The organism is Paludisphaera rhizosphaerae (assembly GCF_011065895.1).
In the GTDB taxonomy this organism is placed as follows: Bacteria; Planctomycetota; Planctomycetia; order Isosphaerales; family Isosphaeraceae; genus Paludisphaera; species Paludisphaera rhizosphaerae.
Genome location: NZ_JAALCR010000001.1, coordinates 117118 through 140587, shown reverse-complemented (window position 1 = coordinate 140587; position 23470 = coordinate 117118). Strand labels below are relative to the sequence as shown.

Below are 23470 nucleotides of genomic sequence, written 5' to 3'. Positions count from 1 at the left end.
GCTCCGTTCGTCGAGAGGCGGCTCAGTTCAGCGGCCTCCAACGATCGCCCGCGACGACGTCGGCGTCAAGACGCCGGCGATGGGGCGTCTAGCGATGCGGCCAGCCGCCGCAGGCCTTCCTCGATGCCGACGTGCGGCGTATATCCCAGGTCGCGGCGGGCGGCGTCGAGGTTGTACCAGTGGGCGGTGGAAAGCTCATGGGCCAGGAACCGGGTCATCCTCGGCTCGCCCGGAAGGCGGAACGTTCGATAGACGGCCTCAAGGGCGCGACCGATCGCAACCGCCGCGGCCTTGGGGACGGTCCGCTTCACAGGCGGCAAATGGGCGATCGCCAGGAACCGGTCGACCATGTCCCAGACCGGAACGGGCTCGCCCTGAGCGATGAAATAAACCTTGCCCGCGACCGTCGCTCCGACGTCGAGCCGGTCCGCCGCCATCAGGTGCGCGGCGGCGGCGTTGTCGATGTAGGTCAGGTCGATCAGTGGATTGCGACGACCGATCCGGAAGAGTCGATTGGCCCGGGCGCGAGCGTAAATCCGCGGCAGAATGTTGTTGTCGCCCGGCCCCCAGATCAGGTGCGGACGCAGGACGACCGTCGCCAGCGTCGCGTCGTTCGCCTTCAGGACGGACCGCTCCGAGATCGCCTTCGTCTCCGGGTAAGCCGCCTCGTAATGATCGGCGTACGGAGCCGATTCGTCGACCCCTTCGAGGTCGGTCCCATGAAAGACGACGCTCGGAGAGCTGGTGTGGATCAGCTTCCGGACGCCCGACTTTCGGCAGGCCGCCAGGACGTTCTCCGTGCCCACGACGTTGGCCCGGTAGTATTCCTCGCGAGGGCCCCAGAGCCCCGCCTTGGCGGCGACGTGGAAGACGGCCTGGCAGCCCTCGACGGCGCGGTCGACCGTGGCCGCCTCGGCGACGTCCCCCTGGACCTGCTCAGCTCCAAGTTCGTCGAGCCGGTCGTAGCGATTGCGGGAGAGACTGCGAACGGGAAGCCCGCGTTCGCGGAGCATGGCGACGATCGCCGAGCCGAGGAAACCGCCGCCGCCGGTCACCAGGACAGGTCGGGAAGGGTCGAGCGTCATGGTGTTTTCCCAGCGGCCCACTCGGCCAGCTTCTCGCGGAAGATCTTGGAGTTGTGGCGGATGTCCACCGGGAAGGCCGGGTGGAACAGAATCGTGCGGACCTTCCGCGTGTGATCGTACTTCGCGCCGATGGCCGCGAGTTCCTCACGAACGCGGGCCTGGTCGCGGCGGCCCAGCGGTCGAGCCAGCTCGACGCAGAGGACGGCTTCCTTGCCTGACGGCCGTTTCACTCCAACTAAGGCCGTGCGGGCGACGTCGGGATGCACGTCGAAGACCCGCTCTACACAGATCGTGTAAAGCGTCTCGTCGGCCAGGACGACGCGGTGCGACTTCCGCCCGCAGAACCAGAGCCGTCCGCGATCGTCGAGATAACCCAGGTCGCCCATGCGGTGGTAGAAGACGCCCCGCGCGTGATCGACGATCTTGGCGAGCGCCGTGGCCTCAGGTCTCCCGAAATACTCGCGAGTGACCACCGGGCCGGAGACGACGATCTCCCCGACTTCGCCCTGGGGAACTTCCAGGTCGTCTGACCAGGCTGGGATCGGGTCGTCGCTGATCCGGATGACGCGGGCGTCGAGCCCCGCGCAGGGCCGGCCGACGCAGACGCCGCGGCCGCGATCGGTCTCGGCCCGCGTCTCGCCGAGAATCTCGTCGGTGCCGAGCGAGGCGACCGGGAGCGACTCGGTAGCGCCGTAAGGCGTAAAGACCTGAGCCGGCGATTCGAGCAGGCCCGCGAAGACCTCCAGCACCTTCGGATTGGCCGGCGCTCCAGCCGTGACCACTCTGCGCAGCGTCGGCAGCTTCATCCCCTTCGCGGCCGCTGCCGGGCCGACCCGCTTCAACAGAGCGGGGGAGCCGAACAGGTTCGTCGGCCCGAAGTCCTCGATCGCCTCGAAGAGGCTTTCGGGATTGACCGAGCCCGGTCGCGTCGGGTCCATGTTCGGGACCACGGAGGTCATCGCGAGCGCGGGGGCGAAGAGCGCGAAGAGGGGGAACGTGCAGAGGTCCACCTCGCCGGGCTGGATGTCGTACAGCTCGCGGAATGCGGCGATCTGGGCCTCGAAGATCGAGTGCGTGTAGACGGCCCCCTTGGGGATCCCCGTGCTGCCGCTGGTGAAGAGAATCGCCGCCGGTTCGCCCTCGCCGACGCCCCGCATCACGGGGCTCGGAATCTTCCCCTCGGCGATCGCGCGGCGTCCCTTCGCACGAAGAGCGTCGACAGAACGTCCCCGGTGGGTCGGCAATCGACCAGCTCGGCCGGCCAGGACGACCCGGCGCACCGAGCGCTTCCCCCAGCCCAGCACGCGACGGGCGACGACGGCCTTCAGGATCCCGATGAACAGCTCGGGCTCGGCCTCGTCCAGGCATTTGCCCAGGCTCTTCACGCCCATCCCTGGGTCGATGAGAACGGGAACGACTCCGGCTTTGAACAGGCCGAACACCAGCGAGAAGAAATCGAGGCCGGGAGGGATCATCACCGCGGCGCGAGTGCCGACCGCAACGCGATCAGCGATCAGGCCGGCGGCGACGGCGTCGCTGTCGCGATCGAGTTGGCGGAAGGTGAAGTGCGCGTATCGCATCTTCCCGCCCGCCCCACGCCCCTGCGGGACGACCACCGCGGCCTGATGGGGCCGAAGCTCGGCGACCTCGCTCAGACGCCCGGCGATGTTGGCCGAGGCCGCCTCAGCCCGAGCGGCCATCGGTCCGGCCCTCCGTCGCTCCGTCGAGGAAGTCGCGGATCATCGGGACCAGCGTCACGGCCTCGTCCTCCAGGACGTAATGGCCGGCATTCGGATACCGTCGGACGGCGGCAGCCGGGAACCGTCGCTCCCACTCCTTGAGGAAAGGCTCGTCGAAGACGAAGTCCTTCATCCCCCAGGCGATCAACATGGGGACGTTCGCCAACAGCGGCAGCCGGTCCTGGGTCTGGGTGACCAGGTCGTAGGCGCGATCTCCCGGCTTGAGCGGAATGTCCTGGACGAACCGCAGAGTGGCGATGCGGTTGGCCCAGTCGTCGTAAGGGGCGGCGTAGGCGTCTCGCAGCGAGCGCGGCATGCGTTCGTTCTTGCAGCCGATCCAGGCCGTTCCTCGGGCGAAGGCGTTGAGTCCGCGCACCGCGAGGGCCCCCAACGGGGTGTCTCGGCAGAGGTGGAGCGCCCAGGGAAACGTCTTGTCGCTCGGCATGTGGAAGCCGGCCGTGTTCATCACGACGATCTTCGCGATCCGCTCCGGGTGTCGCGCCGCGAACGCCGAGCCGATCATCCCGCCCCAGTCGTGCAGGACGAGCGAGATGTCCTCCACAACGCCCAGGTGGTCGAGCAGGCGTTCGAGGTCGTCGACGCGGCTCTCCAACGTGTAGGCGTATCGGGAGTCGTCGGGCTTGTCGGAGAGGCCGCAGCCGATGTGGTCGGGGACGATCGCCCGGCGCGTCGGCGAGACAACCTCGACAAGCCGGCGATAGAAGAACGACCACGTCGGATTACCGTGGAGCATGACGACGGGAGCGCCGTCGCCCTCGTCGAGATAGTGCTGCCGCAGGCCATCGCGGACGAAATCTCGGCCGGGATGGGCGGCGAGGAACTCGGCGAGTTCGGGGCTGTTGGAGCGAAGGGAAGGGGCCGTCGCGGTCGTCATCGTCGCCATTACCACTCCAGCCCCAGCATCAGGCAGTTCAGGCCGCTGCCGATCCCCAGGAACGCCGTCCGGTCGCCAGGCTTGATGACGCCGCGGTCCTCGGCGATGGCGGCGGTCAGCGGCAGGGCCACGGTCCCCATGTTCCCCAGGTAGGCGAACGTCGAGAAGTCCTTCTCCACGGGGACGCCGATCGACTGCAGGATGGCGTCGCGATGTGAGCCGCCCACCTGGTGGCAGATCACCCGGTCGACCCGGTCCTTGATCCAGCCCAGGCTGCCGAGGAACGCCTGCCAGGTCTTCACCCCCAGCTCGACGCCATGACTCAGGACGGCCGCCGAGTCGGTCGCGGTGAACGCGCGGAGCAGGCCCGGGAACTCCGACCCAGCCGCCTCGACGCCCCATCGGCAAAGCTCGTGATGCTGGGGCGCCGACTTCATCGCGCCTCCCAGCAACCGCCTGCGCTTGGAACGCGAGAGCGAGGCGTCCGTCAGGAGCACGGCCACCGCCCCGGAGCCGCCGGTCAGTGTGGCCAGAGCCTGCTTGAAGAAGTCCATCGTCGGATTCTGGAGCATCCGGGCGATCATGACCTCGTTGATCTCGCGGGCCGTCTCGCAGGCCACGACGAGCCCCGCGCGGATCTGGCCCAGCTCGATCCTGTTGGCGACGTCGATCATGCCGTCGATCACGCCGAGGCAGGCGTTGCCAACGTCGTGGACGATCGCGCCCGGGCTCACCGAAAGCTCGGCGGCGACCCGGCAGGCGGTGGCCGGCTCGTAGTTCTCGCGGCAGACGCCGCCGTAGACGACCGCCTCGATCCGGTCGGCCGGCATGTCCGCGGCCTCGAGCGCCCGCGAGGCCGCGACGATCGCGCCGTCGGAGACGCGATGGCCTTCCTCCCACCACCGCCGCTCGACGATCCCCGTGAGGGCCTCAAGCTGACCGACGTTCAGATAGAGCTTCTCGTAAACGGGTGCGAGCCGTTCCTCCAGCTCGGCCGACGAGACGACCACGGGGGCGACTTCGTAGCCGAACGCCTCCACGTAGACGTTCTGGTATTTCATCGATGCCATCGGGAGGTCACCGCCTGGGGGGAAGGACCGCGATCAGTCGGGTCGGACGTCGAGCGTATAACCCGACATCCGGTAAATGACCCTGCCGTCGACCGACAGGACGCCGTCGGCCGTGACTCGCCGTCGGGCGTCGTCCACGCCGGTGATCCAGGCCTGCGTCGCGACAAGGCGCGAGCCGGGGGCGATCTGGCCGCGATAAATCCATTCGTGCTCCGCGCCGATTCCGGGCGAATCGAACACGGCGCGCTCGTCGAGGCCCCATCTCGCTTCAGCAAAGACTTTAAGGAGTTGCAGCAGCGATTCCAAGCCCAATGACCCCGGCCACACCGGGTCGCCCAGAAAGTGCGCCTGGAAGAACCAGGCCGAGGGGTCGACGTCGGTCTCTCCCGCGACGAAGCCCAAACCGCCAGGGCCGCCTTGAGAGATCAGCGCCGTAATTCGGTCCACCATCCGCCAGCGGCGGTCGGGCAGGGGGGCTCGATCGGGAATGGGGAACGATCGAGAGGCCGCGCGTTCCTCATCCGTCAGAACGTAGGGGGAGACGTCCGGGATCCCGACCTGATTCGCCAGCGCCTGGGGGTGGAAGAATCCGAAGTAGGTGTCGCCTTCCAGGACAATCCCCTCGCGGTCGCGGACCGTCATCTCATAGTTCTGGATGATCATGCCGGCCGAGCGGTTGATCTTCGTCACCCGGGCCGTCGTCGTGAGCGGGCCGGAATCCGGGCCGATGACTCGGTGCTGGACGGCCCGGCCACCCAGGTTCCGGAACTTGAGCGGCTCGTCGCTCAGGAGGGCCGAGCCCATGAAGGCCGAAACGAACCCGCACGGCTGGAGCGCGGCTTCCACGAGAACCGCGTACGGCATCCTCGGCTGGCGGTCGGCCTCGAAGTACCAGGCGACCGGCGGAGCGTCGTAGACGACCTCGGCCGTCGTCCCAACCGCCTGCTCCCAGGGACGCCCTTCGAGGATCGTCGCGCGATCCATGAACTGATACGGCGGCCGAGGAAGCCGGGCGATGAACCGACCTTCGTCGAATGGTCGGTAGCGTTCGCCGAAGCAGGCCGACGGCTTCCCTTCGGCGAACGCGAGGATCTGTTCCTTGCCGTAGACGAGGGCCGAGGAGGACGAGGAAGACGCCGGCCGTGCCTTATCCCACAGGGCCTCGATCTCCTCGCGGCTGGTCCCGGCCAGCCGGATCGCCATGTCGCTGATCTCGACGATCGGCTTGCCGTCGGCGTACATCAGGGCGTCGGCGATCGCGAAGGGCTCAGGGCCGTAGCCGAGTTCCTTGACGGTCACCTCGTAGGTGACGACTCGGGTCGACTCGGTCACCTGCCCCCGACATCGCAGGCGATTGGCGACGCCCGGCAGGGGCTCGAACCGGACGCGATCCGCCGCGCCCACCCACCCGAGCCGCGTCAGGAAGATGCGGAAGGTGTGCAGGCAGCACTCGTACATGAGCGTGCCCGGCATGACCCGGTCGTCGACGAAATGACAGACCATGAACCAGTCGTCGGGCTGGACGTCGGCCTCGGCGCGGATCTGGCCCAGGCCGAACCGACCTCCCTTCGGGTCGAGCGTCTCCACGCGATGGACGAGCGTCATCAACCCGCCCGGCAGTGGGAAGGGACGGGGCAGGTCAAGCCGATCGAACGGCGAGCCGAACGCAGCGGCGAGGTCCCCGGCGCGGAGCGCGTCGACCTGGTTCCGGTCGAGCCTGCAGGGCGTGGGAGGGGCCAGTTCGCGCCAGTCGTCGGGTCGCTTCCCGGGTCGAGGGGCGGCGTCGAGGGGCCTCGGGACGACGCCCTTGCCTGCGGCCAGTTCCCCGGCCGAGAAGAACCCCGCGCAGCCGTCCTTCATCGTCAACAACGGCTCGCCGTCGACCGTCCCGACGAACTCGAAGCGGAAGAGGTGAGTCTCCCCTTGCCGGAAGAAGCCGCTGATCTTGATGTCGTAGTTGATTACCGCACCCGGCTCGGGCAGCGGCCGGTGGAAAGTCACGGTGGCGTCGAGCAGCCGATAGACGGCCAACCCCTTCGTAATGAAGTCGATCCCCAGCCATCCCGAGAGGAACAGGTCCGCCTGCCCCGCCTCAATCGCCACACAGGCCGCGATCCGGCCGCCGTCGAGATACCAGCCGTCGTGAAGAACGTCGTGCTCGGTCACGACCCGGCCGTGCCCCAGCTCAAATTGCGTCCCCTCTACGCTCATGATCCGATCGACGAGCATCAACGGCTCGTCGGGCAGCCGAACGCGGGTGGGATAAGAATCGATCTCGGCGTATCGCGACCCGAGAACCGAGCCGATCGAACCAATCGCGTATTCCAGGCACTGGTCGCGATCAAGCGCGGCAGCGACCTCGAATTGACGGCCTTCCCCCCTTGTGGGGGAAGGTGGCCCGAAGGGCCGGATGAGGGGGACGACCGGCTCCGGACGTGCGTCCGACGACTGACCATCAACCCCGCGCCGGTCGTCCCCCTCAACTGACCGCTCCGCGGTCTGTCTTCCCCCTCCAGGGGGGAAGACGTGGGACGGCTCAGCAAGGAGCGCGGCGATTCCGCCGCCCATCGTCTCGGAATACGACCGCGCCAGCCTCAGGAAAACCTCGTGGGCCGAGGCCGCGGCCTGCTGCGATTCGAGGAATCCGCGCGTCAGGTTGGGGAGGCCGTCGGGAGTCGTCGGGGTCATGATCGGCGAGGGGTCCGGAAGGGGCGCGGGGAATGCGGGCTCGGGTACGACGGCTGGAGACAGGCGGCGGGGAGGGGCGACCGGAAGCCGCAACGGCGCATCGCGGCGTTCGATGACGATCTCGCGGAGGTTGGCCTCCGGTGTCGGTTCCGTCGCCAACTCGGCCGGATACAGGAAGTCCAGGTCGACAGGCACGCCCGCCGCGAACAGTGAGCCGATCGCCCGGAATAGGGCGTGCATCGTGTCGAGGGCCGGCTCGTCGGCCGTGACGGCGACGTGGGGGCGATCGCCAAGGATCTTCTGCACGAGTCGCGTGCAATCGGAGCCGGGTCCCATCTCGACGAAGACGCGGACGCCGTCGGCGTAAGCGCGCTCAACGACGGCCGGGTAGTCGATCATCCGCGACGCCTGCGCGGTGATCGCCGCCGTGGCGGTGCCGTGGTCGGGGAGGTAGCCCGTCCCCCAGGCGCCGCTGTAGAACGTGACGCCCGTGAGGTGGTTCGTCTTCAGTTCGTGGAGCGTCCGATAGGCGTCCTCGACGTCCTTGCCGATCGGGCAGTGGACCGTGCTAACGGCGGGCAGCGGCAGCGAGGGGGACTGCAGCCGCTCCAACACCCGATGGACCGCGTCGCGACGACCGCCGATCACGACCTCGTCGGCCGCATTGCGAATGAGGACGTAAACGCGAGCCTCGTCGCCGATCGCGGCCTCGACCTGCTCCTTCGACCTCGGCACGAGCGCCGCGACCCAGTCGACGGACTCATCGTCGGCCAGCCCCCAGACGCGGCGAGCGGCCAGGCAAGGTCCGGCGAGTTCTTCGTAGAAGAGGGGAGACTCGACCAGTCGCCGGGTCATCTCATCCCGATCGTCCCAGGCCCCCAGCGACACCAATGCGGCCGATTCGCCGAGGCTATACCCCAGGGCCGCCGAGGGCTGGACGCCCAGCTTCAGGAAGAGCGCCGTCATCAGCGAGCCGACCGAGATCTGCCCCAGGATCGCCGGCCGATGATCCGGCGCGGACGGGCTGTTGTCGGCGTCCATCCAATAGTCAAACGCGAACTGACTGGCGATGGTCTGATAGCGAGCCTCGAACTCGCGCATCAACTCCGGGAACCGCGCCGACAACTCGGCGCCCATCTCGTGACGCGCCGCGCCGAGGCCGGGATATGTGAACGCCACCTTCGGCGGTTCGTCTCCCGCCAGTGCGAACGGCTCGAAAACCTCGACGCCGTCTCGCTCGCGGGGCCTCGCCGCGCCGCCGGCTGCGAGGTTGGAGCGGACCTCGGCGACCGCCGCCGCCAGCGCTTGCTTAGCCTCGGCGACGAACGTCAGGGAGGGGCCTCCGCGATCATCGCCTCGGATCGAGGCCCACCAGATCGCGGCGAGCTGTTCGATGGATCGGCCCGGCGACTCGGCGATCAGCGCGGCCAATCGATCCAATCCCACCAGGCCGCCGTAAACGGGGAAAACGGCGATCGCGGCGGGTCCGAGAGGCCTCAATTGCTCTTCATCCCCCTGATCGATCTCGACGTCTTCCAGCTCGATCCCCCGACTCCAGGCGACCCGAGCCGACCTGGGACCGCAGCCTCGATCGCGAGGCCAGTAGCTCGGCAAAACGGCCCCTCGGCTCATTCGCGGCTTCCAGGTCGATCCCGGCGGGACGATGCGGCGATTGATCGCAAGGGCCGCCGTGACCGCCGTGGCGAGCCCCTCGGCCGCGCCGGTCCAGCCCAACTGCCGTCGCGGCTCGTTGACCTGGATCACCGGCCTGGCTTCGGCGCCGATGATCGCGTAAACGTGGTCGCCGTCGCGGACGGCGTCGGCGTGGCGTTTCAGGACAACGGCCACGGCGCAATCGGCGGCTTCATCGACGTCGTTGTCCCAGTACTTCACGAATCGTTCGGCGGCAAGCCGTAGCCGCGGGTCGCTCGTCAGGTCGACGGCCGCGACGACGGCGGAGTCGATCTCGTCGCGCTCCAGCCAGTCGGCGGCGATGCTGAGCGCATCCAGGCCCGACGCATCGTCGCTCGACACGCTGAAGCTCGGTCCGCCCATGCCGAACTCGCGGGCGATCCGGCTGGCGACCAAGCCGCCGAGGGAGCCCATCGTCCGGTTCGCGGTCAGGGCCGGCTGGATCGCGTCGCACGCCTCAGCAATCCAGGCTTGCAACTCTTCCTCGGAAAGCCCCCAGCCCTGCTCGACGTTCCACGTCAGGGCACGCTCCGCCAGCCACCAGCGTAGGTGGTAGTTCGTCGTGTTCAGGTCGAGGTTCAGGCCGACGAGGACGCTCGAACGCAGAGCGACGTCGGGCGACCACTTCGCGTCGTCGATCGCGTCGGCCGCGACCTGGAGGGTCAGTGACTGCTGGAGGAGCATCTCCTCCAACTCAAACGGGGGGATCCGGAATCGGCCCAGGCGGATCCGCAGCTCTTCAAGGCGGGAGAGCGTCTCATCGTGATCGATGCCGGGCCTGCCGCCTAAGACCCGATGCGCGAATGCGTCGCGCGCCGACTCGCCTCCCCAGCGGGCCGCCAGCCCGACGATCGCGATCCGCTCACCGGACGGCTCCGACGCCGGCTCCGCGCTCGCTTCGCCGCCGGTCCATTCCTCAAGCAACAGGTGGGCGTTGATCCCGCCGAAGCCGAAGCCGCTGATCGCCGCGCGGCGGGGGCGGCCGTGGGTCGCCGGCCAGGGTTCGGACGTCTGAAGGATCCGAAAGGGCGAGCCCTCTAATGCGACCTTCGCCGACGGCGAACGGTGGTTGGCGATCGGCGGCAGCGTCTTGTGTTGGAACGAAAGCAGCACCTTGAGCACGCCCGCCGCTCCGGCGGCCGTCAGTGCGTGGCCGACGTTCGACTTCACCGAGCCCAGCGTGCAGCGGCCGGGCTCGACGGCCCCCGGCAGGTCGGCCCAAAGGGTTCGCAGGCTCTCGAACTCGACCGCGTCTCCGACGGGCGTCCCCGTCGCGTGGCACTCGATCAGATCGACGTCGGCCGGCGACCAGCCGGCCTGGTCGTAGGCGGATCGCATGGCCCGCAACTGTCCCTCGCTGCTGGGGGCGAGCAGGTCGCCGCGGACGTCGTTGGAGACGCCAACGCCCCGGATCACGCCCAGGATCGTGTCGCCCTGTTCGATCGCGTCTTCAAGCCGCTTGAGCACGAACAAGCCGGCGCCCTCGCCGACGATCAGGCCGTCGCCCTCGGCGTCGAACGGCGCGGCGCGTCCGCGTGGCGAGAGCGCTCGGAGCTGCGAGAAGCCCATCTGGGTGTAGAGAGCATCCGGCCGCGAGACCCCGCCGGCGATCATCGCATCGGCGCGGCCGGTAAGCAGCTCATCGCAGGCCAGTTTGAGGGCGTACAGCGACGAGGCGCAGGCGGCGTCGATCGTGTAGAACGAGCCGTCCAGCCCGAGAGCCTTCGAGATCAGCCGCGCCGGCGCTCCGGCCGGGAAGGCGTTCTGCGGCTCGAAGCCGCTGGGCTCGCCCGGAGCGACTCCAAGAGCCTCTTCGACCTGTCGGCCGATCGTCGCGCGGGTCAGGGCCGAGGTCGTCTCGGTCGGCAGGACGATGTGGCCGAAGACGACGCCGACGCGGGAACGGTCCACCCCTTCGGTCCTCGCCGACCGCCACGCCTGGACCGCGGCGCGTAGAGCCAGGCGGAAGCAGGGGTCGAGCCGCACCACATGCGCCAGGTCCACGTCCAGGCCGGTGCAGTCGACCTCCAGCGCCTCATCGGCGAGGAAGCCGCCGCGGGTGGTGTAGACACGGTCGGCCTGGGCGATGCCTGGAGCGAACGCCTGATCGGGGTCGAGCAGCCAACGGCCCGGCGGGACCTCGGTCGTGGCGTCCCGGCCCTCGGAGACGAGCCGCCAGAAGGCGTCCGCATCCAAAGCCCCGGGAAAGGCCGCGCCGAGGCCGACGATCGCCACGCCGCCTCTTCGTCGCGTGGTCATCGGGGTTTCGCGGCCGCCTTGGAGTGAGCCAGCCGGTTGCGGCGAAAGGCCTGGTTGAGCGAGGCGTCGACGACGCATTCATAGCCGTCGATCCGCGCGACCGGGACGTTGTCGTCGTCGAGGAACTCGATGTCGGCGACGGCCCGATGGTCGCCCGAATGGCGGACGACCAGCACGACCCGGACGCCTTCAGACGGGAACCGACGACGGAACTGGCGGTACGACCCAACCGCCGTCGGCAGCGAGTTGGAGCTCGACCGCTGGCGACACCAGAGAACCATCATCTGGAAGGCCGCGTCGATCGCCAGCGGGTCGGTCAGCCACTCGCGGCGGAGCGGCCGGACGGCCCACTCCGAGGGCGCGGGGGACGTCGAGACCCGGGCGGCGATCATCCGATCGTCGCACCCTTCAACCCGCTCGATGGCCTGCATCGCCGGGCCGTGGAACAGGATGCTCTCATAGATCGCTTCCTGGTCGGCGTGAAGCGGGAACAGCTTGCTCTCGGAGAGCGTCCGCGATCCCTCGGCGTGGCGGTCGGCCAGCGTCACCAGGGCCCGGGCGTGGACGATCTCCTTGCCGCCGCCGAGCGTGCCGCGCATCTCGACGGGGACCACCCAGGAAGCGTCGCGCCGTTCCCCCTTGCCGGCCCGCAGGCTGACCGGGACGGCCTTGTGGTCGCGAAGCACGACCCCCTTGAACAGCTTCAAGTCGTCGACGCCGGCGACCACCATTCCCGGGTGCCGATGCAAGGCGGCCTCGCCCAGCCATTCCATGATCAGGGCCATCGGCAGGACGGCGTGACCGTCGATGACGTGCGAGAGGAGCACGGGGAAGGCGTCGACGTCGACGACCCGCTCGAAGGCCGGGCGGAGGTCGGCGTCAAAGGACTCTTCCTCGATCGTCTCCGCTCGGGACCCGGAAACGGTCTGCGGCGGATCGGCGAGGACGACGATCTCGACCGGATTCTCGCGAGACTCCTGAAGCTCCCGGGCCACCAGGGTCGAGCCCTCGGCCATTGGGATCAGGCCCAGCCCTTCGCGTTCGAAGACCGTGCGGAGCGAGGGCGTGACCATGCCCCCTTCCCACGGGCCCCAGTTGAACGAGACGACGCGGCAGTCGGGAAGCCGGCGAGCCTGAAGCTGACACCACTTGTTGAGCGTCTCGTTGGCCGCCGCATAGGCGACCTGGCCGGTCCGGCCGAATCGGGCCGTGGACGATGAGAAAGCCGCGATCGCACGAAGCTCGGCGGGATCGAGCGACTCAAACACGGCGAGCAGGCCGTCGACCTTGGTGTCGTAGACCTGAGCGAACTGGTCGTCCGTTTGATCCTCAATGCGACGGTCGGCCAAAACGCCGGCGGCGTGGATCAGGCCGCGGACGGGTCCGAAGCGAGTGCGGGCGCGGCCGACCGCGGCGCGAACCACCTCACGGTCGCGAACGTCGACGGCCTCATAAACGGCTTCGCCCCCAGCCTCACGGATGCGATGGAGCGCCGCGGCGATCTCGCGGCGGGCGAGGACGAGCTTGGCCTGATCGTTCGCCTTCGCAGGGGTCACGCCTGGCGTGTTCTTGACGATCGCCCCCCGGACGGCGGCTTCGTCGAGCGCCGAGGCTAGCCAGGCAGGCTCCGCCTCAGAGGCGAGCGACGTCCGCCCGAGCAGGAGCAACCTGGGACGATAGGCCCTCGCCAAAGCGACGGCGGCCTCCGCGGCGATCCCGCGAGCCCCTCCGGTGACAACCACGAGGTCGCCTGGATCAAGCACAGGCTGCCGGCGATGGTTCCCCGTCGTCCACTCGGCCCGCTCCAGGGCGATCTCGATCACGCCCCGGTCGGAGATGCCGACCTCGGAGGGGCCTTTGTGCATCAGCTCCTCGACGATCCTCTGCGCGGAGGCGTCGAGATCGGCGATTCCTCGGTCGACGTCGACGGCCTTGCAACTGACCTCGGGCCATTCGTGGCCCGCCGTCTTGGAGAGCCCGGCCAGGGCCCCGGAGACGGGGTCGGCCGCCGGATCGAGGCCGACCAGGCCGAAAGCCCCATCGAGCCGCGAGACCGTCATCAAGGCCGCACCGCCCCGCTTGCGCAGGCCCGGGGCAAGGGCGCGAATGAGCCGGAACGCCCGCTTGGGAAGGTCGGCCGCGGGCAAGGCCGGCGCGACGACGATCAGACCGCCGGGCTCTCCCGTCGGCTGTTCGTCCAGTCCGACGATCCTCCCCCTGAGCCCCTTCGACTCCAGGGCCGTCTGGACGGCTCGCGTCAACGGCGTCTGATCGTCGACGATCCAGATCTCGGCGTCCGCCGCGAACGGGACACGTTCACGACGCTCAGCGCGATTGATCGGGCGGGGGCGGGGCGTCAGCCGCTCCAGTCGGACGGGAGCGATCTCGATCGGTGCGGGTGCGGGCTGTACGGGGATCGAAGGCGGCGCGACCGGCTCGGGCCGGGACGCGGGTTGGCCGGCTCCAAGGAATGTCGCGATGTCGCCGAGGGTGTGGATCGAGCCCAACTGGTCGGGGCCCACCGTCGGCGAGCCCGGCAGCCGCTCCTGCAACGCCGACAGGATCTCCACCCGCTTGATCGAGTCAATTCCGAGGTCCGCGTCCAACGCCATCCCCAGGTCCAGCATGTCCGCCGGATAACCCGTCTTCTCCGACACCACCGCCAGCAACGCATCCCCGACCGCCGAACTCTGCGGGGCCGCGGCGATGCTGGTGGTAACGGCGGCGGCCGCCGGCTGGCCGGCGCCGAGCAGCTTGGCGATGTCGCCGAGGGTGTGGATCGAGCCCAGCTGGTCGGGGCCCACCGTCGGCGAGCCCGGCAGCCGCTCCTGCAACGCCGACAGGATCTCCACCCGCTTGATCGAGTCAATTCCGAGGTCCGCGTCCAACGCCATCCCCAGGTCCAGCATGTCCGCCGGATAACCCGTCTTCTCCGACACCACCGCCAGCAACGCATCCCCGACCGGAGAGGCCTCGGGCGTGGGAGTGGGGATCACGGCAACAGGCGCAGGAGTCGGAACCGATGGGACGATCGGAGCCGGAACCTCGACGCGGGCGGGCGAGGGAGCCGGCGGAGCCGCCGGGCGAACAGGCTCGACCGCTCGGATGGGAGCGGGAGCGGGAGCAGGAGGAAGGGCGGGGGAGACGACCGGGGCGGGAGCGGCCGCGGAGACGGGGCCAACGCCAGGTCGAAGGTGCTGTTCCAGGAGCGTCTGGAACGTCCGCTGCGCGACTTCCTGGCCTTCGAGGAACTGCTGATGGAGCCGCGCCGTCTGCCCGGCGAGTTGCTGAAGCGCCAGGAGATGATCGTGCACCTGCTGGACCGCTGGCGTGGGGAGCAACGACGCGCTGGGGGCCGAAGCCGGCGTGGGCGTCGGCCGCGGTTGCGTGACGGCCGGCGGAGCAAGGTCGGCGGCGTGGGCGTGGCCGTTGCCGTTCGTCGAGGGGCGAGGGTGGCGATCGGGGGAGTTCATGGTCCGCTCGAAGGAAGGTCGGGGCGGTGACGGCGGGGTCGGCTTCGGCGCGTGCCCGTTTCGAGCGGGCGCAGGAACGGCGGCGGGGACAGGAGCCGATGCCTTTCGAATCGGCGGGGGATCGATCGAGCGCTTGGGGGTTGGATGAGCGCCGCAGACGGGGACGGTGAGCTTCTTGCCATGCGGTTGAACGGGCGTGAAATCCTCGTCCCATCGCGACAGATCGACGCTGCGTCCGGAGACGGCGACCGCGGCCAGGACGCTCGCCAGGCCGACAAGGCCGTTCGGCTCTCGGGAGGAATCGATTGCGAGGGCGGCGTGGTCGCGGCCTTCCAGGATCGAACCGACGAGGCCGGTGAGCCGTGCGTCAGGACCGATCTCGACGAACAGCCTTGCCCCGTCGCGATGCATCGCGGCGATCATCGGGGCGAACTCGACGGGGCTGGCAAGCTGGTCGGCCAGCAGGTCGCCGGCCGCTTCGGGAGCGTCCGGGTACGCCTCTCCGGTCGCGTTGGCGTAGGTCCGGACGGCTCCCTGAGCGATGGCGCCCAGGCCAAGCGCCTCGCGGAACGGTCGGCGGGCGTCGGCGACGAACCTGCTGTGGAAGGCGGCCGACACGGGAAGCCGCTTCGCCCGAACGCCGGCCGCTCGGAGGACTTCCTCGGCCCGATCGATCTCGGCCGCGGGCCCGCTGAGCACGCACTGCGTCGGTGCGTTCTTGTTGGCGATGACGACGTCCAGAGAATGCTCGCGGATCGACCGGGCGAGCGTCTCCTCGGTGGCGAACACCGCGAGCATCGAGCCGGCGTCGGGGCCGTCGCCTTGCCTTCCCATCAGGTCACCGCGAACGGCGGCGAGCCTCGCGAGCGTCCTTGCCTCGAACCGGCCGGCGGCGTGGAGTGCGGAAAGCTCGCCGAAACTGTGGCCGCCGACCATCTCGGGGCGGACGCCGAAGTCTTCGAGAATCCCCAGCATTCCCAACGAGACCGCGCCGATGGCCGGCTGGGCGCGACGGGTGTCTCGCAGAGTCTCGTCATCGCGACGCCGCTGGTCGGCGTCGAAGGTCGTCGGCGGGAAAATCCGATCGCTGAGTCGTTCGCCCCCCAGCGTCTCCGAGGTCTCCCGGTCGACGAGTTCCAGCGCGGCGAGCATCCTCGGAAAGCGGCAGGCCAGCTCGCGGCCCATGCCGATGTACTGCGAACCCTGCCCCGGGAAGACGAAGGCGAGCTTGCCTTCGACGGCTCCTCGACCGACGAAGACGCGGCTCGACGGCTTGACCGCCTTGCCTGAGAGCTTCGCGCGGGCCTCGCTCATGACGACGGCCGGATCGTCGCCGCGACGGGCGACGACTGCGAGCCTAACCGCGTGATCGAACCGGAACGCGGCGCGGCTGCGAAGGCCCTCGGCTCGCACCTCGGCCCAGGGCGTCTCGGACGACCAGGAAGGGAGCGTTTGGGCCAGAGCCTGCTCGTCGTCGGCCGAGTAGGCCAGGATCTGGACGTCGCCGCCCCAGTCGATGCTCGGACGATCGGGCCGGGCCTCTTCGAGCAGGCAGTGGAAGTTGCTGCCGCCGAATCCGAAGGCGCTCACCGCCGCTCGGCGGGGAACCGAACCACCCACCCAGGGGCGGCTCTCGGCGTTGACGTAGAACGGAGAGTCGGCGGCCGCCAATCGATCCAGCGGCCGATCGACCTTGATGGTCGGCGGCAGGACCTTGTGATGCAGGGCCAGGGCCGCCTTGACCAGACCCGCAGCGCCGGCGGCCGCCTTGGTGTGACCGATCTGCGACTTGACCGAGCCCAGCGCACAGGAGCGAGGCGAGGCCCCCGCGGCCCGGAAGACCTCTTCCAGGGCCTCGACCTCGATGCCGTCGCCCACCTTCGTCCCGGTCCCGTGAGCCTCGATCAACTCGATGCTCGTCGGGTCGACGCCGGCCTGCTCGTAGGCCCGGCGGAGGGCCTTGACCTGGCCTTCAGCCTTGGGGGCGTAGATGGCCTGGCCGCCGCCGTCGCTCGAGGAACCCATCGAGCGGATCACCGCATAGATGCGGTCGCCGTCGCGCTCGGCGTCCGCGAGACGCTTCAGCACCAGGATCCCGAGGCCTTCGCCCAGGATCGTGCCGTCGCCCGCGGCAGCGAAGGGCCGGGCGTCGCCGCTGGGCGACAGTGCCGGAGTCTTGCTGAAGCACATGTACATGAAGATGTCGTTGAACGTATCGAGCCCGCCCGAAAGGGCGACGTCGCAACGACCGGAGGCCAACTCGTGCAACGCGACGTTGACCGCGCCCAGCGAACTGGCGCAGGCGGCGTCGACGACGCAGTTGGCTCCGCCGAGATCCAGCTTGTTGGCGATCCGTCCCGCCGCCACGTTCCCCAGCAGACCCGGGAACGACGCCTCCTGCCAGCCGACGTAGGAGTCCGCGATCCGCCGGACGACGTCGTCGGCCGTCTCACGATCGACGCCCGCCTCGGCCAGGGCCCGCCGCCAGGCCGGATGGCCCAAACGAGTCGCCAGCGGGACGACGAGTTCGAGGGTCCCGGTCACGCCCAGAATCACGCTCGTCCGGTCGCGGGCGAAGTCGCGCCCGCCCTTCCCGTAACCGGCGTCCTCAAGAGCCCTCCGAGCGACGAGAAGCCCGAGGAGCTGCGTCGTGTCGGTCGCCTCGACCGTATTGGGGGAGATGCCGAAGTCGAGCAGGGGGAAGTCGACGGGCGTGAGGAACCCGCCGCGACGGGCGTACGTCCGGTCGGGGGCCTTGGGGTCGGCGTCGTAGTAGTCGTCGGGTCGCCAGTGGGTCTCGGGGACCTCAGTGATGGCGTCGACGCGGTCGTGGATGTTGGACCAGAAACGCTGGAGGTCTTCAGCCTTCGGGAACAGGCAGCCCATTCCAACGATGGCCACCGGGACGGGAGGCGGAGAATCAGCCTGATTCAAGTCACTTCCCTTTCGAGCGTCGATGCTGGCCGGGTGGGAAATCTTGGTGGACTGGGCGATGGCGTCTGGGCGAGTTCGGCCAACCATGTTAAGAAATCGCCCCCGCGTTCTCAATCTCTTCACGGAACCGGGGGGTCAGCGCGGGGGTTCCTTCCGGAGGAGCCACCCCTTGCATGGCCGCGATTCGCGAGCGCGTCAGCACCGCCGCACCGTAGAGAATGTTGAGCGCGGCGTCGGCCGCTCGGCGGTTCTCGGGCTTCTCCAGGAAGGTGCCGCGAGTCCAGTCGTTGAACGCGGCCATCGCGGGGCCGCACCAGATCTGGTAGTCGACGGTCCGCGACGGCTCGCCGATGTTCGCCCACCGCGACGACTGCCCGAGGTACCAACGGAAGACCAGGGCCATCTTGAACTTCGGATCGGCCTCAGCGCGAGTGATCTGGCTCGGGTCGCGGCGGGCGAAGAACTCCCGTGTCTGCTTCCAGACCTCTTCGAAGGGAAGCCGAAGGATCGTCTTCTCGAGGTTCGCGCGGTCGGCGGCCGGGATAGATTCCAGTCGGTCGTAGGCTCGGTAATACTCGTACAGCTTGGCGGCTCGCATCGCGAACATGGTCCCACGCTTGAGGACCTGCACCTTCACCCCCATCTCAAACATGTCGGCCGCGGGGGCCATGGCGATGTCCGCCTGCTGGGCCTGGGCGAGCATTTTCCGGACCGCGTCCGAAGACCCGGACTCGACGCAGGCCTGATTCACCGAGCCTGTCACCAGATAGCCGGCCCCCATCGCGAGCGCCCCGGCGGCGGCCCAGGGGGTCGAAATCCCTCCCGCAGCCCCCACTCGCAACGGGCGGTCGTATCCATATTGAGCGGCAAGCCGATCGCGAAGGGCGAGAAACGTGGGCAAGAGTACGACGAGCGGCTGGTTGTCGGTGTGGCCGCCCGAGTCGGCCTCGGCGGTCAGATCCTCGGCCATGGGGATGGTGGCGGCCATCGCCGCTTGATCGGCCGTGATCGCCCCCTGACCGACCAACTCCCGCAACATCTCTTCGGGCGGCGGCGCCAGGAAGCGCTGGGCGACCTCGACGCGCGACGCCTTGGCCACGATTCGGTTCGGCGCGACGACCCGCCCGTGCTCATCGCGTCGGATGCCCGAGACCCGATAGCGGACGACCGGCAGGGTCAGCCTCAGGAAGGCGGAAGCCTCGACCAGCCTCACGCCGCGACGGAGGTACAAATCGACGACGCCCGACTCAATGGCTGGCTCGCTCGGGCTGTGGATCAGGTTGAAGCCGTAGGGGGCTTTGTCTCCCAAACTCGCCTGAACCCGGTCGATGGCTTTTTCGACGGCGTCGAGGCCGAGGCCGGCCGCCCCAAAAAAACCGAGCATCCCGCCTCGAGCCATGGCCTCGACAAGCTCGACGGAGGCGATCCCGTTGGCCATCGCCCCGGCGTAACAGGCGTAGCGGACGCCGTGGAGCCGGCGGAACGACTCGTCGCCCAGCCGGTCGAGCGGGCAGGGGGGGATGAATACGGCGTCGGGAGTCCGCCCGTCAGGCGAGCCGCTCAGGATGCGAGGCTGACCGTCGATGTTCGCCGCGAAGACTCCCCGACCGACGCGGCCCAGAGCCTCTTCCCACTCTGCACGTACGGTCTCGACGCGGTCCACGATCGGCTCCACCTTCCGCCCTGCGTCATCCAACCAAGACGAGGCGCACCGGAACATCCGGCGTCGCGCAACCAGCGCGAGGCCGTCACCGGGGGCCGTCGCAGGGCGTTTTCGTCATCCAGGGAAACGAGCAGGTATACCAGCGCGCGGGCCGAACCGACAGAGAACATCCGGTCACAGCCACCTCTCAAAACGACGACGAGCCCGTCGATTCTCGCCTCGACGGGCTCGCATGGCCGGACAAACCGATCTGGAACGCAAAGCGCGACTCAGACTTCGGCGTGTTTCTCAGCATTCGCCGGCGTGCGGAGATTGAAGTGGGGCGCCGGGTAGAGAGGGGCGGGCTCAGCGGCGATCGCCTCGTTGAGGATGAAGGGAGCGGCTCCCCGGTGAACCTTCTGGGCGACCGCCTGAAACCCCGCGCGGTCGAGGATCTCGCGGAACCGCCGGGCCGAGGCGTGGTGGACGTTCCCTTCGCGGTAGGTGACGCAAACGTCGTAGATGAACCAACCCCAGGGGGCGTCCCGATATCCGTCGATCAGCAGCAGACGGCCGCCAGGCTTGAGGACGCGGTGCATCTCGGCGACGGCCCGCTCCTGGTCGGGATAGTGGTGGAAGCTGTTGGCGCAGGTGACGAAGTCGAAGGAGCCAGCCGCGAACGGCAGATGCTCGCTGTCCCCCTGGACCGGGTGGACGTTCTCGGCGAGCGCCCGCCAGCGGTGAGCCCCCTGCGTGAGCATCTCGGAGACCAGGTCGACTCCGAAGACTCGGGCCTGCGGAATGGCCTCACGAATACGCCCGGCGAACACGCCGGTCCCACACCCGACGTCCAGGATCGAGATCGGCCGATCACCGGCCACGGCGTCGATTCGACGAATCAGGGCGCGATGGGATGGGCCGAAGAGCAGCCATTGAAGCACACAGCGATCGTAGCTCTCGCTCCAGCGGCCGAATTCCTCCGTCGCCTGCTTCTTGTCGTACGCCACTGCGGCCTCCTGCCGTGCCCGGCTCATTGCGAGTGGTTCAACATCCCTGGTTCGATGGCCCTGCCCCCCGTCGCCTCCACGTCGGAAGGGCCTCGCGCATCGCGGCAATCGGCCTTGTACTCCGTCGTTGAGATCCACACAACCCGGATCTTGAATCTCTTCCTTGAAAGGTTCGACGCTCCAACCCTAAGATCAATTGTGCTGCATAAGGTGTGAAAATTCCCGCCAAGAGGTTCAGGCCCGTGCCCAGTCAGGCCGTCTATCTCGACAATCACGCGACGACCAAACCCGACCCGCGCGTGGTGGCGGCGATGATGCCTTATTTCACAGAGATTTACGGCAACGCGGCGAGCGTCTCCCATCGCTTCGGCTGGGAGGCGGCCGAGGCGGTCGACAAGGCGCGGGCGCAGGTCGCGGCCGGACTTGGGGCGGATCCGAAGGAAGTCATCTTCACCTCGGGGGCGACCGAGGCGAACAACCTGGCCATCAAGGGGGCTTTGCCGTATCTCCGGCGCAAGGGCGACCACATCGTCACGACGGCCGTCGAACACAAGTCGGTGCTGGACGTGGTCGAACGGATCGGACGCGAGACCGACTGGAACGTTACGATCGTCCCCTGCGACGAAACCGGCCAGGTGGCCGCCGACGCGATCGCCCAGGCTCTTCGACCGGAAACGGTCCTTGTCTCGGTCATTGCGGCCAACAACGAGGTCGGCACCCTGAACCCGATCAGAGCGATCGGCAGCCTCTGTCACGAGCGGGGAGTCATCTTCCACACCGACGTCACCCAGGCCGTCGGCAAGGTCGACCTGAACGTCCAGGCCGACCACATCGACCTGCTCAGCCTCTCAGGCCATAAGCTCTATGGTCCCAAGGGAATCGGCGCGCTTTACGTCCGGCGGCGCGATCCTCAGGTTCGGCTCAAACCCATGTTCGACGGCGGCGGCCATGAGCGCGGTCTGCGGAGCGGAACGCCGGCCGTCCCGCTGATCGTGGGGCTGGGCGAGGCGATCGAGTTGGCGATGAAAGATCGCGGCGAGGATCTGCCGCGGATCCGAGGCCTCCGCGATCGCCTGGAAGCGGGGATCCGCGAACGCGTGCGGGACATCCGGCTCAACGGCCACCCGACCGACCGGCTCGACGGAAACCTCAACCTGAGCTTCTCCTACGTCGACGGCGAGGCGCTCATGATGGCCATGAGGGACATCGCCGTGAGTTCGGGGGCGGCCTGCACTTCGGCCGAGCCGGAGCCCAGCCACGTCCTCCGGGCGATGGGATTGGACGACGACACGGCGCGGGCGAGCCTGCGGTTCGGCGTCGGCCGGTTCAACACGGTCGAGGAGATCGATTTCGCGATCGAGGTCGTGGAAGAGGCCGTCGCCAGGCTCCGCGTGCACAGCGCGGCGTGGGCGGCGGGAAGCGTTTCGGAAAAAGACGAACAACGTTCAAGTTGACGTCGTGGTATGATTCTGTTGAGCGAGACGCCGTCGCAACGGAGCGGCGTCCCAGTACGAACCACCGGGCGAGACGAACCGGCGAACGAAGGAGAGCGACGATGGGCGTGACCCTGACCGAGAAGGCGGCCGACGAGGTCAAGAAGATCATCACCGACCAGAACCTGCCCGAGGGCACGGTCCTCCGCGTGGGCGTCCAGGGCGGCGGCTGCAGCGGGTTCTCTTACAGCCTGAACTTCGACACCGACACCAGCGACCGCGACCGCGTCGCCGAGTTCCACGGCGTCAAGCTGGCCGTCGAGAAGAAGTACGACCCCTACCTCGACGGAACCGTCCTCGACTTCTACGACGGCCTGGAGAAGCGCGGGTTCGTCTTCAACAACCCGAACGTCGTCAAGAGCTGCGGCTGCGGCTCGTCGTTCCAGGTCTGAGCGAATTCCGACCTCGATGGTCCTCGAGCGGCCGCGATCCTCGCGGCCGCTCGCGTTTCGAACGCACGACAAGTTCAGTTAAGGTCCCCGAGAAATCCCGGCCCTTCGGATTCGTACGCGTCAAGCTCCTCAGGATTGATGCTCCAGCGGCCCGCGAGGGTCATGACATCGCTTTCGTCAGGGATATCGAGCTCTCCCAGCTCCTCGACCTTCGTATCGAGACGGACGAAATTCTCGAACCCCAACTCTCGCTCTTCGTCCGTGAGGCCCCCCTCATCCCACCTGACGTCGTCAGCGTTGACGTAGGCCCGAACGATCTGTCCTTCGACGGCCCGGGCCCAACCTGCCAGTGATACGACACGATGGTTCGTGAAGAACTGGGCCTCGCCGAAACGTCGGCTCAGATCGCACAGAAGTTGCGAGATCTCCGTGTCGGGTCCAGGGTTCCCACTCCATCCGGCGTCATGACCCAGGATGAACGTCCAACCCAGGACTGAGGGGGATACGAACACCCCATCCAGATCATAGGGATCGAGGTCCCAGGTCTGCTCGCGTAATTCTTTCAGGCCGAGCGCCAACGCGACGGCCTCGGCGTCGGTCGAGTCGACCACGATCCACGAGCGCTTGTAGCCGAAGGTTTGAGGAACGCCGCCATCCATCCGTGGGCTTGGTCGGGGCAGGGAGTATGACTTTCCCGGCCTGGGAGGGACGAGCGGGTCAGGCTTCGGACAGGATGGGAGGAGCGAGAGGAGCGTCTGACCGATTTTTTCAGGGTCGAAGGAGCAAGTCTCCATTTTCGTAGACGCATCGGGCTCGTTGGAAAATCCCCGAACTTCGACTCGATCGACGTGATCTTCAACGGTCAAGGATCTTGAGGAACGCTCCAATAGGGTCAAGCCGTGATATCCGACGGCCTTCAAGGCCGCCTCGACCGAGCCCGGACCAGTTGTCGTGCTCGGTGCAACGGGCTCGCACGTCAGGGCACGTTGTACGGCGAGGCCAAGCTCCTGGGCGGAGGGGTCACCCGAGAGTCGAAGGTAGGGCAAAATCGGTCGTCGCCAACTCCAGTTCGGCTTTTTAGGGTCTAAAGGGCCGACCGGC

11 protein-coding genes are annotated in these 23470 nt (G+C 68.2%); 2 read left to right on the top strand and 9 right to left on the bottom strand.

Features of this window, described 5'->3' with window-relative positions; genetic code table 11:
• Positions 1 to 65: 65 nt before the first annotated feature.
• The 8 genes from G5C50_RS00630 to G5C50_RS00595 form a co-directional block, all read right to left on the bottom strand.
• Complete coding sequence (locus tag G5C50_RS00630) at positions 66 to 1085, bottom strand: NAD-dependent epimerase/dehydratase family protein (RefSeq protein ID WP_165063609.1); 1020 nt, start codon at positions 1083 to 1085, stop codon at positions 66 to 68.
• The gene (locus G5C50_RS00625; protein WP_165063607.1) at positions 1082 to 2785 is read right to left on the bottom strand and encodes a fatty acid CoA ligase family protein; all 1704 of its coding nucleotides are present in this window, start codon (positions 2783 to 2785) and stop codon (positions 1082 to 1084) included. Before G5C50_RS00625 ends, G5C50_RS00630 begins: the two co-directional genes overlap by 4 nt.
• Positions 2769 to 3719: an alpha/beta fold hydrolase gene (locus G5C50_RS00620; RefSeq protein WP_165064436.1), complete on the bottom strand. Its 951-nt coding sequence runs from the start codon at positions 3717 to 3719 to the stop codon at positions 2769 to 2771. Before G5C50_RS00620 ends, G5C50_RS00625 begins: the two co-directional genes overlap by 17 nt.
• 8 nt (positions 3720 to 3727) lie before the next feature.
• Complete coding sequence (locus G5C50_RS00615) at positions 3728 to 4780, bottom strand: 3-oxoacyl-ACP synthase III (RefSeq protein ID WP_165064433.1); 1053 nt, start codon at positions 4778 to 4780, stop codon at positions 3728 to 3730.
• A 42-nt stretch (positions 4781 to 4822) separates the two neighbouring features.
• Positions 4823 to 11428 carry a beta-ketoacyl synthase N-terminal-like domain-containing protein gene (locus G5C50_RS00610; RefSeq protein ID WP_165063605.1) on the bottom strand — a complete coding sequence of 2202 codons (6606 nt, stop codon included), beginning with the start codon at positions 11426 to 11428 and terminating at the stop codon, positions 4823 to 4825.
• Positions 11425 to 17835: a type I polyketide synthase gene (locus tag G5C50_RS00605; protein ID WP_206107547.1), complete on the bottom strand. Its 6411-nt coding sequence runs from the start codon at positions 17833 to 17835 to the stop codon at positions 11425 to 11427. The genes G5C50_RS00610 and G5C50_RS00605 overlap by 4 nt, the downstream gene beginning before the upstream one ends.
• Positions 17836 to 17923: 88 nt before the next feature.
• The gene (locus G5C50_RS00600) at positions 17924 to 19555 is read right to left on the bottom strand and encodes a PfaD family polyunsaturated fatty acid/polyketide biosynthesis protein (RefSeq protein ID WP_165063601.1); all 1632 of its coding nucleotides are present in this window, start codon (positions 19553 to 19555) and stop codon (positions 17924 to 17926) included.
• 212 nt (positions 19556 to 19767) lie between these two features.
• Entirely contained in the window at positions 19768 to 20484 is a 717-nt protein-coding gene (locus tag G5C50_RS00595) for a class I SAM-dependent methyltransferase (protein ID WP_206107546.1), read from the bottom strand.
• A gap of 242 nt (positions 20485 to 20726) precedes the next feature.
• On the opposite strand from G5C50_RS00595, the gene G5C50_RS00590 reads away from it, so the two are divergent.
• The gene (locus G5C50_RS00590; RefSeq protein WP_165063598.1) at positions 20727 to 21938 is read left to right on the top strand and encodes a cysteine desulfurase family protein; all 1212 of its coding nucleotides are present in this window, start codon (positions 20727 to 20729) and stop codon (positions 21936 to 21938) included.
• 101 nt (positions 21939 to 22039) lie between these two features.
• Positions 22040 to 22369, top strand: coding sequence for a HesB/IscA family protein (locus G5C50_RS00585; protein WP_165063596.1), 330 nt, complete (start codon positions 22040 to 22042; stop codon positions 22367 to 22369).
• Positions 22370 to 22443: 74 nt separating this feature from the next.
• On the opposite strand, the gene G5C50_RS00580 is transcribed toward G5C50_RS00585, so the two are convergent.
• Positions 22444 to 22947 carry a hypothetical protein gene (locus tag G5C50_RS00580; protein WP_206107545.1) on the bottom strand — a complete coding sequence of 168 codons (504 nt, stop codon included), beginning with the start codon at positions 22945 to 22947 and terminating at the stop codon, positions 22444 to 22446.
• Between the last annotated feature and the right edge of the window lie 523 nt (positions 22948 to 23470).

What these genes read in the sequence shown, in the direction of transcription:
- G5C50_RS00625 (WP_165063607.1), bottom strand. Translation starts at nt 2,785, where the DNA reads ATGGCCGCTCGGGCTGAGGCGGCCTCGGCCAACATCGCCGGGCGTCTG.
- G5C50_RS00600 (WP_165063601.1), bottom strand. Translation starts at nt 19,555, where the DNA reads ATGTTCCGGTGCGCCTCGTCTTGGTTGGATGACGCAGGGCGGAAGGTG.
- G5C50_RS00630 (WP_165063609.1), bottom strand. Translation starts at nt 1,085, where the DNA reads ATGACGCTCGACCCTTCCCGACCTGTCCTGGTGACCGGCGGCGGCGGT.
- G5C50_RS00615 (WP_165064433.1), bottom strand. Translation starts at nt 4,780, where the DNA reads ATGAAATACCAGAACGTCTACGTGGAGGCGTTCGGCTACGAAGTCGCC.
- G5C50_RS00610 (WP_165063605.1), bottom strand. Translation starts at nt 11,428, where the DNA reads ATGACCACGCGACGAAGAGGCGGCGTGGCGATCGTCGGCCTCGGCGCG.
- G5C50_RS00620 (WP_165064436.1), bottom strand. Translation starts at nt 3,719, where the DNA reads ATGACGACCGCGACGGCCCCTTCCCTTCGCTCCAACAGCCCCGAACTC.
- G5C50_RS00585 (WP_165063596.1), top strand. Translation starts at nt 22,040, where the DNA reads ATGGGCGTGACCCTGACCGAGAAGGCGGCCGACGAGGTCAAGAAGATC.